The 16755-nt window shown below is 68.5% G+C and carries 14 protein-coding genes; 4 read left to right on the top strand and 10 right to left on the bottom strand.

Going from position 1 to position 16755, the window contains the following annotated elements; translation table 11 throughout:
- Nucleotides 1-312: 312 nt before the first annotated feature.
- Nucleotides 313-2700: a galactose-binding domain-containing protein gene (locus tag FHG89_RS27035; protein ID WP_139587229.1), complete on the bottom strand. Its 2388-nt coding sequence runs from the start codon at nucleotides 2698-2700 to the stop codon at nucleotides 313-315.
- 124 nt (nucleotides 2701-2824) lie between these two features.
- A complete protein-coding gene (locus FHG89_RS27030; protein ID WP_139587228.1) occupies nucleotides 2825-3877 on the bottom strand; it encodes a GDP-mannose 4,6-dehydratase in 1053 nt (350 codons plus the stop codon).
- Between the two features lie 296 nt (nucleotides 3878-4173).
- Here FHG89_RS27030 and FHG89_RS27025 point away from each other — a divergent pair, with 296 nt between their 5' ends.
- On the top strand, nucleotides 4174-4560 hold the full coding sequence (locus tag FHG89_RS27025; protein WP_139587227.1) for a hypothetical protein: 387 nt from the start codon (nucleotides 4174-4176) through the stop codon (nucleotides 4558-4560).
- Here FHG89_RS27025 and FHG89_RS27020 read toward each other — a convergent pair.
- From FHG89_RS27020 to FHG89_RS27005, 4 genes are all read right to left on the bottom strand, one after another.
- The gene (locus FHG89_RS27020) at nucleotides 4502-4723 is read right to left on the bottom strand and encodes a hypothetical protein (protein WP_208761127.1); all 222 of its coding nucleotides are present in this window, start codon (nucleotides 4721-4723) and stop codon (nucleotides 4502-4504) included. The genes FHG89_RS27025 and FHG89_RS27020 overlap by 59 nt on opposite strands.
- 237 nt (nucleotides 4724-4960) lie before the next feature.
- A complete protein-coding gene (locus FHG89_RS27015) occupies nucleotides 4961-6814 on the bottom strand; it encodes an adenylyl cyclase (RefSeq protein WP_139587226.1) in 1854 nt (617 codons plus the stop codon).
- Between the two features lie 114 nt (nucleotides 6815-6928).
- Nucleotides 6929-7288 carry a hypothetical protein gene (locus tag FHG89_RS27010; RefSeq protein WP_139587225.1) on the bottom strand — a complete coding sequence of 120 codons (360 nt, stop codon included), beginning with the start codon at nucleotides 7286-7288 and terminating at the stop codon, nucleotides 6929-6931.
- A gap of 292 nt (nucleotides 7289-7580) precedes the next feature.
- Nucleotides 7581-7775 carry a hypothetical protein gene (locus FHG89_RS27005; protein WP_139587224.1) on the bottom strand — a complete coding sequence of 65 codons (195 nt, stop codon included), beginning with the start codon at nucleotides 7773-7775 and terminating at the stop codon, nucleotides 7581-7583.
- A gap of 470 nt (nucleotides 7776-8245) precedes the next feature.
- Here FHG89_RS27005 and FHG89_RS27000 point away from each other — a divergent pair, with 470 nt between their 5' ends.
- A complete protein-coding gene (locus tag FHG89_RS27000) occupies nucleotides 8246-9496 on the top strand; it encodes a low temperature requirement protein A (RefSeq protein ID WP_341874276.1) in 1251 nt (416 codons plus the stop codon).
- Nucleotides 9497-9807: 311 nt separating this feature from the next.
- Here FHG89_RS27000 and FHG89_RS26995 read toward each other — a convergent pair whose 3' ends face one another.
- Nucleotides 9808-11865, bottom strand: a complete 2058-nt coding sequence (locus FHG89_RS26995) for an amylo-alpha-1,6-glucosidase (protein WP_139587222.1) — start codon at nucleotides 11863-11865, stop codon at nucleotides 9808-9810.
- 853 nt (nucleotides 11866-12718) lie between these two features.
- Nucleotides 12719-13408 carry an IS6 family transposase gene (locus FHG89_RS26990; protein WP_139587230.1) on the bottom strand — a complete coding sequence of 230 codons (690 nt, stop codon included), beginning with the start codon at nucleotides 13406-13408 and terminating at the stop codon, nucleotides 12719-12721.
- Nucleotides 13409-13794: 386 nt separating this feature from the next.
- Between FHG89_RS26990 and FHG89_RS26985 the strand changes: the two genes are divergently transcribed.
- Together FHG89_RS26985 and FHG89_RS26980 are read left to right on the top strand one after the other, a co-directional pair.
- Nucleotides 13795-14478, top strand: coding sequence for a BON domain-containing protein (locus FHG89_RS26985; RefSeq protein WP_139587221.1), 684 nt, complete (start codon nucleotides 13795-13797; stop codon nucleotides 14476-14478).
- 144 nt (nucleotides 14479-14622) lie between these two features.
- Complete coding sequence (locus FHG89_RS26980; RefSeq protein ID WP_208761126.1) at nucleotides 14623-15120, top strand: HdeD family acid-resistance protein; 498 nt, start codon at nucleotides 14623-14625, stop codon at nucleotides 15118-15120.
- Nucleotides 15121-15173: 53 nt separating this feature from the next.
- On the opposite strand, the gene FHG89_RS26975 is transcribed toward FHG89_RS26980, so the two are convergent.
- Nucleotides 15174-15428: a hypothetical protein gene (locus FHG89_RS26975; protein ID WP_139587219.1), complete on the bottom strand. Its 255-nt coding sequence runs from the start codon at nucleotides 15426-15428 to the stop codon at nucleotides 15174-15176.
- A gap of 317 nt (nucleotides 15429-15745) precedes the next feature.
- Nucleotides 15746-16273, bottom strand: a complete 528-nt coding sequence (locus FHG89_RS26970) for a DUF1345 domain-containing protein (protein ID WP_208761125.1) — start codon at nucleotides 16271-16273, stop codon at nucleotides 15746-15748.
- Nucleotides 16274-16755: the final 482 nt, after the last annotated feature.

Genomic DNA, 16755 nt, shown 5'->3' with positions numbered 1-16755 from the left:
GCCACCGAGCCGCCCGCCACGACGTCCACATCGTCACAGCCGCCACCAGCAACAAGCCGAACAGCAACACCAAGAAAACGAAGACCCCGAATAGCCCGAGGCCACGACGCACAGGTTAAAGATCAAGTTAGGCGCTGGATGGACACGTAGGCGTTGGGTGGGACGTTCAAAATCCCCCCGGGCGGCCGCACTTGAGCTACCGGAATTTGCCCGACACTGATCTTTTTGCAACGTTGGCCAGCCCTGCTAGGGCTTGGGGCTCGACGGGAGGAGCGGCCGCCGGTCGGCGTCCGGCGGCCGCCCCACGCCCGGTCAGCTGGCGTACACCTCCAGTGCCGCCAGTTGCCCGGCCGGCCAGCCGGTGTTACCGGTCACGGTGATGCGCACGTAGCGGGACTGAGCGGCGGTAAACGAAAGGCTCACCTGGTTGCCCATCGACGGGTCGAAGGTGCGCGCCGCCGAGCCGACGAGCGTGCCGAAGCTGCTCCCGTCGGTGCTGCCCTGCACGGCGAGGGTCTGCGTCCGGGTCGCCCAGGCCGATGACGGCGGCAGCTTGAGCACCACCCGTCCGACCGTGCGCGTCGCGCCCAGGTCGACCTGCACCCACTGCGGGAAGGCGTTGTTGGCGCTCTCCCAGTAGCTGTTCGCGTCGCCGTCGACCACGTTGCCCGAGCCGTAGCTCTGGACGTGGCTGCTCTCGCTTGTGGACCGGCCGCGGGCGAGGTCGGCGTTGGCCGGGGCGTCGGTGGTCGCGGTGACCGCGTTCGACGCCGCCGAGGTGTTGCCGGCGGCGTCGCGGGCGGTGACGGTGAAGGTGTACGAGGTCGACGCGCTGAGCCCGCTCACGGTCGCCGTGGTGCCCGTGACCGTGCTGACCACGGTGCCGCCCTGGCGCACCTGGTAGCCGGTCACGCCGTTGTCGTCGGTCGACGCCGTCCAGGCCAGGGACACGCTGCTGGCCGTCCGGCCGGTCACCGTGAGACCACTCGGGGCGGTCGGCGGGTTGTCCGTGGTGCCGCTGGCGGCGTACACCTCGACCTGGGCGAGCTGGCCCGCCGGCCAGCCGGTGTTGCCGGCGATGCTGAGCCGGATGTGGCGGGCCGTGGTGGTCGTCAGCGTGCGGGTGACGGTGTTGCCGGTCGCCGGGTCGAAGGTGAACGCGGAGGCGCCGGCGATGGTGGCGAAGGAGCCGCCGTCGACGCTGCCCAGCACGGTGATGGTCTGGGTACGCGCGCCCCAGCTGGCGGGCAGCCGCAGCACGAGCTTGTTGACCTGGTGGCTGGCGCCGAGGTCGACCTGCCACCACTGGGGGAACGCACCGTTGGCGCTCTCCCAGTAGCTGCCGACGTTCGAGTCCACCGCGTTGCCCGACGGGAAACCGCTGCCCTGGCTGCTCGCCGAGGTGGGCCGGCCGGCGGCCAGGTTTCCGCTGGCCGGCGGCGGGGTGCCGAGCGTCGGTGGCGTGGGGCGTACGGCGGTCAGGGCGAGCTGTCCCTTGAGCATCCGGCCGCCGTCGGCGGTGATGCGCAGGTAGTAGTCGGAGGAGCAGGCCACGCCGTCCTCGTCCAGGGCGCGGATGCTCGCGCCGGCCGGGGTGGTGGCCTGGGTCTCGGACGTCTTGGCGATCTGGTTGCCCTCGTTGTACTCGTCGAACATGGACACGTACAGGCCCTGGGAGCCGAGCCGGACCATGTTGTAGATGTGCCGCCAGTAGAAGTCGCCGTGCTTGCGGTGCCCGCCGGCGAGGTCACCGGGCATCACGCAGGGCAGGTAGTCGATGCCGCGCGCCGCGCAGTCGGCCATGTCGCCGACGTTGACGTTGTTGTAGTACGAGTCGAGCTCCTCGACGGTCCTGGCCCGGTAGACCATCCACGGCGAGATCGCGTGGAACGCGTGGTAGACGTCGAGGAAGCCGGGGCGGGAGTCCTCGATGCCCTGGCGCCACCAGGTGGGCACGCCGCCGATGACGTAGCAGCCCTGCGCCTTGAACCAGTTGATGACCTCCAGGCAGGGCCCGGGGGTGAACGGTCGGCTGGGTTCGCTGAACCCGAAGCCCCAGATGCAGACGACCGGTTTGCCGTTCTGCCGGGCGTACGCGGAGGACGCGGTGTGCGCCGCCATCTTCGTCGTCCAGTCGGTCTTGATCTCCGATTGGACGGTGAGCCAGTCGGTGACGTCGTACATGATGTAGAACTTGCGGTTGTAGCGCTCGGCCGCAGAGCGCACCTTCTGCGTCATCGCGTCGCGGGTCGGCCCCTCGTCGCCCATCGGGTTGAACCGTTGCAGCGCGGCGGTGTCGCAGCCGTTCTCCTGCATCCAGCGGAAGTGGGTGTCCACCGTCTGCTGGTCGTACGAGGAGAAGAGGGTGGCCGGCTGGCCGTTGCCCAGGTTGGGGTAGGCGGTGGGATAGGTGCGGGTGTACTCGCGCATGTCCGGCCAGGACACGATTGTGGTGTTGGCGGGCGACGGCGGCTGGAACCGGTCGCGTCCCCAGTGCCACCATCCGCCGATCGGCGCCCCGTCGCCGGGGGCGCTGAACCAGCCCTGGTAGCCGACCGTCACCTTGCCGACCACGTCCCCGGGGGGACTGGCGGCCTGCGCGGGGCTGGACATGCTGCTGAGCAGCTCGGTGGTGGAGGCGGTGGCGAGGGCGGACCCGGCCAGCACCGATGTGACGAACCTGCGGCGGGAGACCGCCATGAGGACCACTCCTTCGGGACGGAAGGCATTGACGGCCATCGTGGCAGCAGTGGATGCCGGCCCGCAAGAGTTAGACTGTTCGATGAAATTCCAGATCAGATCACGGGAATTACACGCTGCACCGTCAGTGGTTGACGGCCCGCTCCAGCGCCCACACCGGGGACAGGATCTGACTCGGGCCTTGGCGGCGGCGGGCGTCGCGCACCGTCATCCGCACGCCCTCGGTGAAGCCGATCTTGGGATACCAGCCGAGCAACTCGCGCGCTTTCCTGGTGTCCAGCGCCATGTGGCGCACCTCGCCCGGCCAGGGCAGCGGCTCGTAGCGGGCCGCGTCGTCGACGCCGGACGCCTCCCGGACCGTGTCGTACACCTCGTTCACGCTGGTCTGCCGCCCCGAGGCGATGTTGACCATACCCACACCGTTGTGGTGACAGGCAACGGCGATCGCCTCGGCGACATCGCTGACGTGGATGAAATCCCGGGTCTGCGTACCGTCGTCGTAGATCACCACTTGCCGACCGCCGAGCAGCGCATCGACCATCAGGGACACCACGCCGCAGTCGCCGCCCTCCTGCCGGGGCCCGTAGACATTCCCGAACACCATCGAGGTGTACGACAGGCCGTGCTGACGCCCGTACCAGTCGAGGTAGTGCACGCCGGCGGCCGTGCTGACGCCGTACGGGCTCACCGGGGCAATCGGATGGTCCTCCCGGACCGGCAACTCGTGGGCCGCGACGCTGCCGAAGATGGCGCTGCTGGCCGCGTTGATCACCAGCCGCACCCCGCTGCGGGCGCAGGCGTCCAGCACGTTGACGGTGCCGAACACGTTCACGTCGGCGTCGTACAGGGGTGACTGACGGCCTGCGGGAACGCTCGGCTGTGCGGCGAGGTGCACCACCACGTCCGGCTGCCACTGGTGGATGACCTCGACACCCTCCGGCGTACGGATGTCACCCGAGACGACGTCCGCCTCGGTCAGTCCGCCGTACGCGGCGTCGGCCAGGTTCTCGATCCGGCCGGTGGAGAAGTTGTCGAGCACCAGGACCTGGCTGCCCATCAGCATCAGTCGGGCGACCACGTGGCCGCCGATGAAGCCGGCACCCCCGGTCACCAGCACGCGCCCGGGAATCAGGTCCGTCGGCGGGCCGACACCGACGGCGGTAACGGGCAGGTCCATGTCGGACTCCTCGAAACGACGAAACGGTCGGCCCGCTGCGGCAACCGGACGACCTTGTGTAGATATGCGAAGTTTAATATGAAGAAGGATATTTTTGGCCGTTCGCCATTATTAAGCTCTTTATCACCAGTAACCTTCCGCCCCGTGGGTGTCCGCCGGCATGCCCTGCGAGCACCGGACGGATAGGGAGGACCGCGTGTCGAGAGAGACTCCGGGTCCGCCACCGCGACATCTGGACTACGAGGTGGTGGCCGTCGACAACGGCTCGTCGACAGCTCAGCCGACCTGCTGCCGCGATGAGAGTGCCGGTCGTCGCGCCCAGTGTGCTGCTCGCCGGCGCCGGGCTGGGCGGAGTGCTGACCGTGGTCACCCTGCTACCCGGCCCGGTCGGCCTGGCGGCCACCATCGGCGTGCTGTGTGCGGGTGCGTTCCTCCTCTGGCCGTGGGCCGTACTGCCGGTCGGCACCATCGGCGGCGCGGTGGCCGGCGCCCTGCTCGGTGGCGGTGACCTGCGCCGCTACATCGCGGTGGGGGTGCTGCTGCTGGCCGCCGGCGGCACCGCGCTGACCGTGCGCCAATGGCTGGGGTCGAGACGGCCCCGCCGCACCGCCAACGTCACGCGCCTCAGGCCGAGACGTTGCGGAACAGCAGGGACGCCAGGCCGAGCGCCAACGCCAGGTTGAACACCGTGGCACTGGCGAACACCGCCACCGGTCGCCAATCCGCCTCCCGCAGCGACGCGACCCGGACCTCCAGACCGATGCTGACGAACGTCCCGTCACGCGCCACGCCGGTCGGTTCGGCGGGATGGGCGGTGCCGGGTCGGTGGTCATGACGTACCTCCATGGTGGTGAACCGATTCGGCGGTGCCGGATCGGTCGGCCGTGCGGTGACGTGCGTGCGGAGCCCAGCCGGTGCGCGGGAGTCACCAGTCGACGCGCGATCCGGTGGCGCGATTCACCTATTTTTCTATCGACATAATAGGAATTCAAGACCGTTGACGTGGATCCTCCACGGGTGGCACCACCGACGACGGGGCCGGAGCTGTCGCCGGCTCCGGCCCCGTCGGAACGACCGATCCCGCTACGGAGTCGGGTACTCGGTCAGGTAGACCGGCGCACCCACCTTGCTCATGTCAGCCGCGTCGCCGACGCCGTTGACCACGTGGTCGATCGTGCCCGCGCTGAGGTTGACCGTCATGATGTGGTGCAGCCTCACCCCCGGCCGGTTGGGAACCTCGAAGCCGTTCTCCGTGTGGATCGACGGGTTGTTCTGGTTGAAGACGTAGACGCCACCGCCGTACAGGTTGTGGTGCCGCACCCGGTCGCCGACCTTGTATCCGGCGAAACCCTCGACCGGGCCGTTCATCCAGTCGGCCTGCGTCGGCGGGTCGTACGGCAGCTCGTTCTGGTACAGGACGGTGGTGCCGTGCTCACCGTTCCAGACCGTGTTGTAGCGCTGGAAGTGCTCGACGAACAGACCGGTGGCGGTGACGTGGTCGCCGTTGATGACGGCGCCGTAGCGCCCGGTGTTGGTACGCCAGCGGTCGGTGTCCCCGTTGACGCCCTCGGTGAAGCCCTCGACACCGTGGTCACCCCGCCACACCCAGGTGTGGTCGATGAGCACGTTGTCGCTGTTGACCTCCAGCGCGGTGTTCGCCCGGCCGATGTGCGGGCCGCCGACCCGGAAGTACACGTCGGACAGCGTGGTCGGGTTGGCCGGGCTGCTGGCGTCGCGGCCGTGCTGGCGACCAACCCGCAGCAGGACGGGCGACTCGACGCTGCCGGCGTCGATCGTGACCCCGGCGACGATCACACCGGGGACACCGGCGACGTCCAGCGGGATCGCGCCGTTGACGGCCGTAAGGGTGGCGTGCCCGATGCCGAGCACGACGGTGTTCGGACGCCGGACCTCGATGCTGCGCGCGATGTCGTACGTGCCGGGGGTCAGCAGCAGGTGCTTGCCCCGGGCCAACTGACTGTTGATGACCTGCACGGAATCGGACGGCTTGGCGACGAAGAAGTCACGGATTCCGATGGTCCGTCCCGGCGTCATGCCGTCCGCCCAGGAGATGCCCCGGCTGTCGCGCCGCGCGGCGGGCACCCGCACGTTGTACCGGCCCTTGCCGTCGACGAACAGGTACGGCTTCTCCCGGCTCACCGGGGTGGTCTCCAGGGTGGTGTACGGCGGGTCGGGGAACGTGGCGTCGTCCGGCGCGCCCTCGACGCCGGCGAAGACCTGGTTCCACACGGCGTTGGACCAGCCGGCGACCTCGCTGTTGCGGGTGAGCCACTGCTGCTGGGAGCCGTTGGTGGTGGCTGGCAGCCGCGAGTCGGCGATGAAGCCGCCGCTGGCGTACTGCGGGCCGGCGGTGCAGTAGTCCATCAGCGACAGACCGCCACCGGTGATGTTGAGTCGGCGCATCGACACCGCCTGGGACACCGCCCAGAAGTTCGCCGTCGACCGGCAGCCGTCCTGGCCGGCGGCGTTGACGGTGAGCGAGAGGTTGGACAGGGTGCGCCAGAAGTTCACAAGCGCGAGGCAGTTGCCGGTGCCGCCGTCGGCCAGGCAGCGGTTGTACACCTCGATCTTGCCGTTGACCGCGACGTCGGTGGGCGAGGCGCCCAGGCCGGACACCTCGGTGTAGTAGCCGACCTTGGCCTGCAACGGCTGCTCGGCCGTGCCGTACGTGCCCGGCTTGAACAGGTACGCGTGCCGCTCGGTGCCCATCTCGTTGTCGACCTGCCGGGCGTGCGCCGCGTCGAGGGTCTGCTGGATCTCGCCGACCGGCATGGACGGATCGAAGATGGTCACGTTCGGACCGAAGTCGGGTGCGCCGTGCGTGGGGCGGCCGGCGGTGGCGGCGGTGCCGGTCGTCGCGACCGCGGTGGTCACCAGAAGGGCGAGGATGAGGGTACGACGGGACGGGGTTGTCATGCGGTTCGTCCTCTCCGCTGGCCGGAGGCGTGCACCCGGCACAGCTGGGGCGGTGAGAGCGCTCTCTGAGCCCTGCGGCTGAAGGTCGGATCGCGCCGAAGGGTTGACATGTTTCTACCCCGTGAACCGGTCGCGCGCCATGACCACGGACGGCGAACTTCGGGCCGAGCGGGCGCTGCCGACGATCACCACGACCTTGCCGTCCGGCTGCGGGGAGGTCCTGCCGGCGGCGCGCGCGCCGTCGGCCCGGTCTGCCCGGTACTGGTTTGCCAGGGCCGGGTCGAACGCCAGGTCAACCTCGGTCGCCAGATACTCCGCGACCACCTTGTCGAACTCGTCGGTGACGATGACGTCGGCGTTCTCAGGCTCCGGCACCTCGCCGGCCATCTCGTCCACCACCAAGCGGCAGGTGGCCTGCTGAGCGGCCGGCAAGGCCCGGGTCACCCGGTACGTCACATTGATCTCACTGGACATCCCGCCAGTATGGCCCGCGGGTCCGACATCATCGAACACCTGTGCGAGTGGCCTGCGGGCGTGGAGTGGCGCAACCGGTGGTACCTCACGATCCGCTGGGACCGGGCCGGCAACAGCCCGGCCGGCGTGACCGTCATCGAGCGCGTCGTGGACTCCCCCGCCGAGCTGCGCTACCTGGTCGACCGGGCACGCGCTGACCCGCACGAGGTTGCCCTCCCCTACCGCCAGCCGCGAGCTAGTCGGCCACGCGCCAGTGGGGCCATTCAGAGCGGGCGCTGGTCCGCCAGGCGGACTAGCCGCCGCCGGCGCGGTGGTCGTGGGCGTCGCAGTCCGCGCCGACCGGCGGCTCCACCTGGACGTCGGGGCACATGCGGCAGCGGATGACCAGGTGCCCGCCGCGGCGGCACGGCCACCAGTCGCGCATCGGCGTGGTCGCCGAGCCGCCGGCGTAGCCGTGCCCGTTGTGGCACTCGTTCGGCTGACGCACGTGGTGACCGCCCGACACGGGACCTACGACCGCCGCGCGGGGTTCAGCATGCGGTAGTAGACCAACCCTGTGGCTTGGGCCTGGACGTACTTGTCGATGAGGTCGACGAGCCAGTCCCGCGCAGACCATTGCGTCGGCTTGTACAGCCGTAGGGCGGTGTTGAGGATGACGTCGCGGGCGGCGAGGTCCGCGTCCCGCTGCAGGCGAGAGCGGGTGTACGCAGAGCCTGCTGGCTAACCTCATCCAGAAGGAAGGCAGCGCGGGCAAGCTCGAACGGATCGGCCACGAAATAGGCGAACGAGTTCTCGCTACCGCATAGCGGCCTCGGAGGTCGGAGCCGCGAACGGGTAGCAATCACCGTTGTCCCTTGGTTCGGCCTAGGGCGCCTCGCATGCTGCCGGTGGAGTCGACTTCCAGGCCCGTTCACGTGAACTTTGGTGAGCGTCGGTACGGGACGGGCCGCGGTCGGAATGATCAGCGGCAGGAATCGTCTTCGCGCGAGTCGTCCGAGGTGGTGCATGTCCGACACAGTGACTCATCCAGCGGGTCTCTCGCGCACCTGGTACCGGCCGATGGTCGCCCGCCCCACCGACGAGCCGTACCGGACGGTGACTCCGCTGGAACTGCTCTTCGATCTGTGCTTCGTGGCCGCGGTGAGGCAGGCCGCCGACCGGCTGCACCACAACCTGGGCGAGGCCGACATCGGCCACGGGATCGACCTCTATCCGGCGGTGTTCTTCGCGATCTGGTGGGCGTGGATGAACTTCACCACGTTCGCTTCCGCGTACGACCCCGAGGACGACGTCTACCGCCTCACCACCCTGGTTCAGATCGCCGGGGCGCTGGTGATCGCCGGTGGCGTACCTCGCGCCTTCGATCACGGCGACTTCTCCGTCATCACCTACGGGTACGTGATCATGCGGCTGGCGATGGTCGGGCAATGGTTGCGCGTCGCCCACAGCGACCCGGAGCGGCGGGCCACCGCGCTGCGCTACGCCGTGGGGATCACCGTGCTGCAGGCGGCCTGGATCGCCCGGCTGGCACTGCCCGACCGGTGGCTCCTACGCGGCTTCCTCGTGATCGTCCTCGCCGAACTGCTCCTGCCGTTCTGGGCCCGGCGCCCCGCTCCGATCATCTGGCACCCACGCCACATAACGGAGCGGTACGGGCTATTCACCCTCATCGTGCTCGGCGAGTCGATACTCGCGGCCAGCCTCGCCGTCCAGACCGCGTTCGACAGAGGGATCAAGACAAGCACCTTGCTGTCGATCGCAGGCGCCGCCGTCGTGATCGTCTTCGCGATGTGGTGGCTGTACTTCGACCGCCCCGTTTACCAACTGGCTAGCACGCCGCGCGTGGCGCTGCTCTGGGGATACGGCCAATACCTGATCTTCGCTTCCGCCGCCGCGCTCGGTGCGGGCATCGCCGTCGACGTGGACTACCAGACCGGTGCGGCGCACCTTGGGCGCATGGCTGCCGGATACGCGGTGGCCACGCCGGTCGCAATCTACCTACTCGCAGTCTGGACGCTGCACATCCGCCCCTATCAACAGCTCAAGATGACCGTGCCGTACTTGGCCACGACGGCGCTCGTACTGCTGACACCGTTCACACCGGCACCGGCGCGCCTGACCGCTCTGCTCCTCGCCACCCTCGTCGCCACCACCGTGATCGGTACCCGGCGCAGGCAGGGCGCCGGCGGGACCGCGACGGATCACTAGCCTCGGCCTGTCGCCAAGTGTTACCAAGGGTGGCTGACCGCTGGTTGATCTTTCCGTGTGGTTCGTCCGGCATATGGGCATGGCGGTTACCCGGCGAGTGGCGGGTTCCTCGGGGAACGGGTCGTCGGGCGGAACGGGTGAGGCGGGCGGGGACGTGTAGCAGCCGGTGACGCGGTGTTGTGGAGGTGGGCGATGGCGGGACGAGGTATCGGTCAATCTGCGGGGCAGCGCCGTCGTCGTCGCGCAGGATCTCCCAGCACAGTGTCCGGCCGCTGCCGTCCAACGGTGATCTCGACCGAATGGTGTGTTCTTCACTGAAGCTCCCGGGCGCCCGGTACCGGCTTCAACCGATCTAGGTCATGTGCAGCGGTGCCCGCGAGGGCCTCGACCCGGGCGCCGCGGAAGCGCACTCCATGCAGTGCCAGGCGGCGGAGATCCTCAGGTAGGTGTGGGCGCACGGCCAGAGTGTCGGGCTCCGGATCGATGCCGAGCATCATGCGGAGCAGCATCATCGGCGCACCGGCGGCCCATGCCTGCGGGGAGCAGGCGGTGGGGTAGAGCACGGGCACCAAAGTGTTCTTTCGTGGGTAGCCTGCGAGTGCCTCGGGCAGTCGATGGCGCAGATGATGGCCGGCCTGCAACAGCCCCATCGCGAGTTGGTTGGCCTCGTCGCGGTGTCCGTACCGGGCAAGCCCGGCAGCGGCGATCGCGGTGTCGTGCGGCCAAACGGTGCCGTTGTGGTACTCAAGCGGGTTGTAGGCGGGCTGCCCGTCGGCGAGCGTGCGCACGCCCCATCCCGTAAACATCCGGGGTCCGCAGAGCAGTGCGGCGAGCGCGTCAACGCGTTCGGGCGGCACGATCCCGCTCCACAGCAGGTGTCCGATGTTGGAGGTTAATGTGGTCACCGGCTTCTTGTCCCCGTCCAACGCGAGGGCGTAATAGCCGAGGTCGGGTAGCCAAAAGTCGGTGTTGAACCGGCGATAGAGTTCCTCGGCGTCGCGTTCCAGACGCTCGGCGAGGCCGGGGTCGTTCCAAACCTCCCGCGCGAGCCGCGCCGTTCGGCGGCGCGCGTCGTAGGCATAGCCCTGAATTTCGCAGGTGGCCCGGGGAAGCTTGGCGAGGCTGCCGTCGGGGTGGACCACCGAGTTCCAGGAGTCCTTCCAGCATTGGTTGACCAGACCGCTGCGCGGGTTGCGAGTCTGGTATTCGATGTAGCCGTCGCCGTCGGGATCGCCGTACGTCTCCAGCCACCGCAACGCCGCGCGGGCCGCGGGCTCGAGGTCCTGGACAGTCTGCGTGTCACCGGTCCACCGTTCGTACTCGTCTAGGACGATCAGGAACAGCGGCGTCGTGTCAGCGGCGCCGAAGTACGGGGACTGCGGACGTTCGCCGAAATGGGCACGCTCCCCGTTGCGCAGTTCGTGCAGGATCTTCCCCGGTTCGGCATCGCGGTGGTCGTCCTCATGGATCGCCTGCCGCTCGGCGAGGGCCCGCAAAGTCGTATAGGCAAGTTCGGGGTGGAACGGCAGCATCTGATAGCTGACCAGGAGGCTATCGCGGCCGAACACCGCCATGAACCAGGGCAGCCCGGCTGCGGGCAGAGAGGCTCTATCTCCGACGAAGGGGTAGAACCTCAACGCGGCGAGGTCGAGCAGACTGCGGTTGTAGATGTGCAGCAAGTCGTCCCAATCCGTGTCCAAGATGGGTGACGCGTCCAGCCACTCTCGGATGCTGTAAGGCATGTCCGGGTGGTGTTGGCGGCGCTGTAGCGCTGCGTCCACTTCGACCCCAACCCGGATCTGGATATCGATGCCCCACTCTTGTCCAGGTGGTAGCTCATATCGGAAGGTGAGCGACTCCTCGGTAACGAAGGCACCGGGGGCGTCGATGTGGGTTTCGCGGCGGAAGTCGGCGCGGCTGTAGCCCAACGTGATCCCGCCGTCGCGCCGATGGCGGTACAGATGGCCGGTTTTCGACATCTGATCCTTGACCTCGAAGATATCGGCAAAATCGGCGTCAAATATCATCGTGAGTTCGAACGCGACCGGCGTGTTGCCGAAGTTGTGGACCGTGATGCGCTCCTGCATGCCAGTCGCCACTGCGCGGCGGCGGGTGACCGACAGCGACGGGTTCCGGTAGATCGTTCCGGTCGGCTCGATCAGAAAGAAGACAACTTCGTCGTACTCGAGGTTGTCCGCGCTCAGCGCCTCCAGTTGGTGGCCGTTGAGGCGCAGCTGCCACCGCGATAAGTGACGCATGTCGCGATAGAACAGCCCGTCGGGAACGTTGGCGGCCGGGTTGATGTCACCCTGCCGGTCGCTTACAACGAAGGCGTCTCCCTGCAGGATATTGATCTGGTCGAGCCGCACGCTGCCCCTCCGCTCTGGCCACACGAGCCGCCGCCGCTGGCCAATCCGGTGCCTAGTGGAGTGGTGGTTACCCTTCTAGATGTGGTTACACCACGGCTTCCGAATCGGAGTTAGCCGGACACGGGACAATCTGCCCACCGCCAGCCTCGGCCCTTCCGAAGGGGCGGCAAGTGAGGGTGGCGAGGTCGTCGGCCACCACGGTCGCTTCGACCTGCGCGCACAGCACACCGAGCTTGACCTGTGCATACGCGGGGCTTGACGCGGCGGTCGGCGCCGGGGCGCTATCGCTGGAGCATCACCGCCACATCGGTCGCGACCCGGCCCGGATCGTGGCCGCCTGTCCGCGGCGCAGCGGAGCCAGCGCCTCCGCGTAGCCGGCGGACAGCGCAGTCACTTCGACCCTGGCGTGCTCCAGCGCGATGCCTCCCGGTCACCGGCCACTCGGTCAACGACCGGGCGGCCAAGGAGACTCTCCGGGCCCGGCTCGGCCACGCCGTGCACCCGGATCTCCGTCGTCCCCACTCCGTACCACCAATCTTCTCGTCGCTGGACGGGCGCGGATACCCGCCGACCGGGCCGGTACGCCCCCACCGCGGCCCTTACCGCTGCGGAGGAAGCTGGGGCACGACGCGGACCAGCGCTGGTCCGTTTGGCGGACTAGCCCGCCGAGTAGACCTCCTCAACAGGCCTGCCAGCCGCCATCGCTGTCTGACAGCGCAGGTCACGGCCCTACCTCCCGCGCGACCGGCCCGGTGAGCGGCCCCGCCTCTCTGACAGCCGACAAGGTCGTCTGGCAGAGGCGCCGTTGCGTTACTGGATCGTTGGACGCGTTGAGCCTGTATCGGGTCGACGGTCAGATCGCTTGGGCGAGTTCGGTGAACGCAGCGGCGGCCCGCGTTGTCGGCCGGGCGTCGACGGCGAGTTCATAGTGTCCGCGTCGTAGGTTCTGCATGAAGGCGTGTCCGGCGATGATCACTTGTGCTGTCTTGTCGGTTCGTAGCCCGCGCATCGATCGCACCCGGTGTTTGAGGCGGCTGTGATCGGCCTCGATCGGATTGTTGGCGTACTGCTCGACGTGGTGCCACGCCTGCGGGATCAGTTCGTCGAGCACGCCGGGGTAGACCGCGGCGGCGTCGGTGATGACCTCGCTGGGTGTCACCTTCAACGTCGACAGGGCCCGACGGAAGAACCTGCGGGCCGCCTCGGCGTCCCGGCGGGTCGAGACGAGCACGTCGATGACCTGCCCGTACTGGTCGATCGCACGGTACACGTAGCGCCATATCCCGTTGACCTTGACATACGTCTCGTCGACGAACCACCTGTCGCCGGGTGAGTGGCGGCTGAAGCGGGCGGCGTCGGCCAGCAGCGGGGTGAACCGCTGTACCCATCGGTAGACGGTGACGTGGTCGACCTCGATGCCGCGTTCGACCAGCAGTTCTTCAACGTCACGGTAGGACAGGTTGAACCGCAGATACCACCGCACCGCGACCACGATGACCTCGGCTGGGAACCGGAACCCGGCGAACGCCGACGTCGGTGGCAGCCACGGGCGAGAGCGGGTCGGCGACTTCACCGCTCAAGCCTGCCTCGACCCTGCCAACGCTCAACGCAACGGAGCCTCCGCAGCCACGGTCGCCGGATCATCGGGGCCGCCGGCGCGGGGTACGACTGCGCCACCGCGGCCTCCTCGGGTCCCTCATTGGTACGCGTCCGCCGGTCTGGCACCGCGCGACGCACACGTCGGGCCTGAAAGGGGGGTTCCCCTAGCGAACCGTACAAGATGCGTAGGCCGCAAACAGCGGGTTGCATAGGTCGGCCCTCCGTTGCTGACCGGTCACTCATTTGGGCTACCTCTGGCGCGATGTAGGGAGCGTGCCGCATGGGCAGCGAAACATGGCGTCGGGAAGCCACCAACTTGAAGGGAAGACGATGACCGCCGCGACCATGACCCGGACCGATGAGCAGCTCCAGCGGGATGTGCTGGCTGAGTTGAAATGGGACGCCCGCGTCCAACCCAATGAGATCGGTGTGTCGGCCAAGGAAGGGGTGGTGAGCCTGACCGGGTGGGTCGACTCGTTCGTGAAGAAGTGGGCGGCTGAGCAGGCGGCGTACCGGGTACGTGGGGTGAAGGCGATCGCGAACGACATCGAGGTGCGGCTGCCGACCTCGGCGGAACGCACGGACCCGGATCTGGCGGCAGCGGCGACCCGGGCCCTGGACTGGGATGCGCTGGTGCCGAGCCAGAACATCCATGTCACTGTCAGCAGGGGATGGGTGACGCTGAGCGGTGAGGTCGAGTGGGAATACCAGCGACGGGCCGCGGAGCGGGCGGTGCGCCGCCTGTCCGGGGTGCGGGGAGTGACCAACCAGATCTCGCTGCGGCCGCGAACGAGGGTGGACCTGGCGGAGGCGCGGCGCCGGATCGAGGAGGCGCTCGTCCGTACGGTGGACACGCCAGGCGAAAGGCTCACCGTGACCATCGAGGGCGACAAGGTCATCTTGACCGGTGTGGTCCGGTCCTGGCGTGAGCGCGAAGAGGCCGCGCGGGTCGCCTGGTCGGCGCCGGGAGTGATGTCGGTGGAGAACCGCATCGTGGTCATGCCCGAGTCCTGATCCGAGCATCACCAGTTGCCCGCCGGCGTCCGAGGCACGGTGCGACGTTGCGTGTGCGAAGAGCGAGAAGGCAGCCCTGCTGTCTCATCGAGGAGTGAAGCGATGCGAGGTGGACGGGACGTCTGGGCGCTGGCCCTGCGGGGGGTGGCCGCGATCGTGTTCGGCCTGCTGGCCCTGGTGTGGCCCACCGTGACGGCGCTCGCCCTGGCTGTGCTGTTCGGCGCGTACGCGCTGGTCGGCGGGGCGCTGCACCTGGCTGCGGGGTTCAGCCGCGGTCAAGCCGGCCCAGTTCGCGGGCTGTTTCTGCTGACGGGTCTGCTCGGGATTGCGATCGCCCTGGTGACGCTGTTGTGGCCCGAGATCACCGCGTTCGCGCTGGCCGTCGTGATCGGCATCTGGGCGGTCGTTATCGGCGGCCTGGACCTCTGGATAGCGGTCCGCTGGCGCGCCTCGCGGCTGCTCGCGGTGGTCGGGGTCGTGTCGATTCTGGCCGGGCTGCTCATCCTGTTCCGCCCCGACGTCGGGGCGGTGGCCATAGCCCAGGTGATCGGCATCTACGCGATCGTGGCCGGCGTACTGATGCTGGCCGCAGCCCGGCAACGACATCGCCTCGCGACGGGCCCCGCACGCCCCACTGCCTGACGCGAGCACCCCCGACGTGACCGTGACCTGCAGGCCACGTCGGGGGTGCCTCGTCAGCAGTGGAGCGGCTCACTGACCCGTCGACCCGAACAGCGGGCGGTTACAGCGCAACAGTCAGTGCCACGAAGACCCGGCAGCGCCGCGAGGAGCAGCACGGCGATGGCGGGGGCCCGGGATGCGCGGTACAGCGGCGCGAGCAGCCAGCGGTAGCGACGACCGCCTGCCCGGCCCTGGACCAGTGAGCCGGCCAGGAGGCCTGCCGCGACAACCACGGCCACCGCGATCACCAGGATCGTCCTCGTGGTCATCAACCGGCCTCTCTGCCCGCGGCAACCGTCATCCTGCCGCTCCCATCCGTCCCGCTCGCAGCCACGTGGCGCGTCCGGGCCGGTCGGCGTGGCGATCCGACCGGGCGCCATCGGCCCTCCCGGTTGCGCCCGGCGCTTTCGTCCGCCGCAGCTACGGCTTCAGTAGCACCTGTACGCACTCGTCCTGCTTGTTTTTGAAGATGTCGTAGCCGTACGGGGCGTCGGTTGCGCCGTCGTGTCGGTGAGGATGAAGCTCCGGTGGATCTCGCCCTTGCGGATCCGTTCCAGCAGCGGGCGCATGTACCGCTGCGCGGGGGTCATGACTGGCCCAGGTTGGTGACCAGGTTGACGGCGACGGCCAGGATGCCGGTTCCGAAGGTGTACGAGAGCAGCGCATGCCCGAGCGCGATCCGGCGCATCTGGTTGCTGGTCGGTTCGTTCTCGCCCGGGGCGTAGGACATGCCGACCGTGAAGGCGATGTACGCGAAGCCGGCGTACGCCGGCGGGTCTTCCCGCTTGAAGTCGATGCCGCCGTCGTTGTCGCGGTAGTACAGCCGGGCGTACTTAAACGCGAAGACGGTGTTCACCAGCGCCCATGCCAGGACCACCGCGATGACGCTGAGGATCGTCAGCGTGACGGCCACCATGTCATGCTGGTTCGAGGCGCGGACGAGCGTCTCGGCCACGGCGGCGAGGCTGATAACGGACGCGATTAGGATTGCCGAGTCGGTGGAATGGGTGTGCCGCTCCGCCTCGGCAAGCTGCTCGGTACGCTCCGGGCTGGCCGACCAGCAGTCCCGCCACACCCATACGAGGATGGTCCCCGCCGCGATCGTCCAGATCACCAACGGCGTCAGCTCCGGCGCCCCGATCAGCGCGGTGGCCGTCCCGGCGACGACACCGACGGCTAGCGACCACAGGGCACGCCTGACGGACAGCAGGGTCCCCGCGCCGGTCGTCCCGATCGCTGCTCCACCCGTTCAGCGTTGCGACTTGACCGGGTCGCGCACGGGAATCCCCGAGGGATCACCGGATCGGGCTGCATCGAAGGATTGCGAGACGCCGATGATCCACGCTCGGGCCTCGGCGACCACTTCATCCACCAGAAGGCCCTGGCGTCTCACGCCATGTGCCGGCGCCGTGCCGGCAAGCAGGATGATGGCGGGTGATGGCCGTGATGGCCGTGATGGCCGTGATGGCCGTGATGGCCGTGATGGCCATGATGGCCGTGATGGCCATGATGGCCGTGATGGCCATGATGGCCGTGATGGCCATGATGGCCGTGATGGCCGTGATGGCCGTGATGGCCGTGATGGCGGTGATGGGG

Source organism: Micromonospora orduensis (assembly GCF_006228125.1).
GTDB classification, from domain to species: domain Bacteria; phylum Actinomycetota; class Actinomycetes; order Mycobacteriales; family Micromonosporaceae; genus Micromonospora; species Micromonospora orduensis.
Note: the sequence above shows the minus strand (reverse complement) of the source record. Positions and strands in the feature narration are given on the sequence as shown.

Coding starts and splice junctions, on each gene's coding strand:
- FHG89_RS27010 (WP_139587225.1), bottom strand. CDS start 7,288: ATGTCCAGTGAGATCAATGTGACGTACCGGGTGACCCGGGCCTTGCCG.
- FHG89_RS27025 (WP_139587227.1), top strand. CDS start 4,174: ATGAGAGTGCCGGTCGTCGCGCCCAGTGTGCTGCTCGCCGGCGCCGGG.
- FHG89_RS26975 (WP_139587219.1), bottom strand. CDS start 15,428: ATGACCACGAGGACGATCCTGGTGATCGCGGTGGCCGTGGTTGTCGCG.
- FHG89_RS27030 (WP_139587228.1), bottom strand. CDS start 3,877: ATGGACCTGCCCGTTACCGCCGTCGGTGTCGGCCCGCCGACGGACCTG.
- FHG89_RS27020 (WP_208761127.1), bottom strand. CDS start 4,723: ATGGAGGTACGTCATGACCACCGACCCGGCACCGCCCATCCCGCCGAA.
- FHG89_RS27035 (WP_139587229.1), bottom strand. CDS start 2,700: ATGGCGGTCTCCCGCCGCAGGTTCGTCACATCGGTGCTGGCCGGGTCC.
- FHG89_RS27015 (WP_139587226.1), bottom strand. CDS start 6,814: ATGACAACCCCGTCCCGTCGTACCCTCATCCTCGCCCTTCTGGTGACC.
- FHG89_RS26985 (WP_139587221.1), top strand. CDS start 13,795: ATGACCGCCGCGACCATGACCCGGACCGATGAGCAGCTCCAGCGGGAT.
- FHG89_RS27000 (WP_341874276.1), top strand. CDS start 8,246: ATGATCAGCGGCAGGAATCGTCTTCGCGCGAGTCGTCCGAGGTGGTGC.